Raw genomic sequence first — 1,335 nt, 5'->3', positions numbered from 1 at the left:
GTCGTCAACGTCGACCCGCCGACCGACCACAAGGACTACCTCCACCGCGGCGGCCGCACCGCCCGCGCCGGCGAGTCCGGCAGCGTCGTCACCCTCGTCACCCCGAACCAACGCCGCGGCATGGTCCGCCTCATGGCGGACGCGGGGATCCGTCCACAGGTGACGCAGGTCCGCTCCGGCGAGGCCGAGCTGAACCGCATCACCGGAGCGCAGGCCCCCTCGGGCATCCCGGTCACCATCACCGCACCGGCTGCCGAGCGCCCCAAGCGCAGCTCCGCCTCCCGGTCGCGCCGCCGCCCTTCGCAGGGGGCGCGCCGCGCCACCGGCCGCCAGCCCGGCTTCGGCACGGCTGCCTAGGCAGCCGGGGGCGGGCAGGACCCGGCAGCCGTACGGCGGACGCCGGCCGATCTCTACAGGAGGCACCTTTTGACGATGGTCCAGATGCACCCCGGCACGACGGGCACCGCTCCTCCGCTGTACCGCACGGTCGCCGACGCCATGGACGGGGCCGGACCGCAGGTCTGTGACGCGATGACCGTCGAGGTCGCCCTGTCCGTCATGGCGGGCGCCCGGGTGGGGCACCTGCTGGTCTGCGACGACGACGGACAGTGCACCGGCCTGGTCACCCTGGCCCGGCTGTGCGCCGTCCGCGACGGCGCCGCCTACACGGACCGGGTGCGCCTGCGCGACCTGACCGGGGAGCGCGGGGTCTCCCTCCCGCCCTCCGCCGCGCTGGCCGATGCCGAGCGCACGATGCGCCTGCGGCAGCTCTCGGCCCTGCCCGTGGTCGACGAGAACGGCTGCGGACTGGGTGTCCTCACCCTGTCCCGTTGAACCACCGAGGTCGCCGGACCGCCGTCTGACCGTTCATCTCCCCTTCCCCCTGTGAGGCCCCATGCGCTGCGTCATCGCCCGCTTTCCGTTCGACCTGACGAAGAGCGGTGTCCTGGAGACGATGAAGGGCGTCAAGCCCGAGCCGGTCACCGGCGAGTCCGTGACGATCGGCCGCCGCCAGTACCCCGTCAAGCAGGTGGGTGCGGTGATCACCCGGCAGGACCGCCGTGATTTCAGCGCCGCCGAAGTCCTGCGGGCGATGGCCCTCCTCGGCTTCACCTGCCGTACGGTTCCCCGGGCCGCGCCCGCTGCCGCGGTGCCCGTCCCCGACGCGTTGCAGCGCGCCTCGGCGATGCTCGGCAGCCCCGTGTCCCGCTGACCCGCGGGGCCGGCCCCGTACCGGCACCCGGACACCCGAACGGCGGGGGGGGGGGGGGGGGGGGGGGGGGAGGGGGGGGGGGGGGGGGCACTCTTGTTGTGTGGTGGTCACGGATTCTGGTG

The 1,335-nt window shown here is 74.5% G+C and carries 2 protein-coding genes and 1 pseudogene; all 3 read left to right on the top strand.

Annotated features, from left to right (window positions below; genetic code table 11):
* A pseudogene (locus tag ACZ7H1_RS29285) lies at positions 1-357 on the top strand (DEAD/DEAH box helicase); the annotation flags it as partial.
* 69 nt (positions 358-426) lie between these two features.
* Positions 427-834 (top strand): CBS domain-containing protein, encoded by a 408-nt coding sequence (locus tag ACZ7H1_RS29280; protein ID WP_470790807.1) that lies wholly within the window; start codon positions 427-429, stop codon positions 832-834.
* Between the two features lie 61 nt (positions 835-895).
* Positions 896-1,213, top strand: a complete 318-nt coding sequence (locus ACZ7H1_RS29275) for an SCO5918 family protein (RefSeq protein WP_470790806.1) — start codon at positions 896-898, stop codon at positions 1,211-1,213.
* Positions 1,214-1,335: the final 122 nt, after the last annotated feature.

This window comes from Streptomyces sp. NPDC037401 (genome assembly GCF_055602345.1).
Note: the sequence above shows the minus strand (reverse complement) of the source record. Positions and strands in the feature narration are given on the sequence as shown.

Bases quoted from the DNA above. Each gene is read 5' to 3' on its own strand.
- ACZ7H1_RS29275 (WP_470790806.1), top strand. From the start codon at position 896: ATGCGCTGCGTCATCGCCCGCTTTCCGTTCGACCTGACGAAGAGCGGT.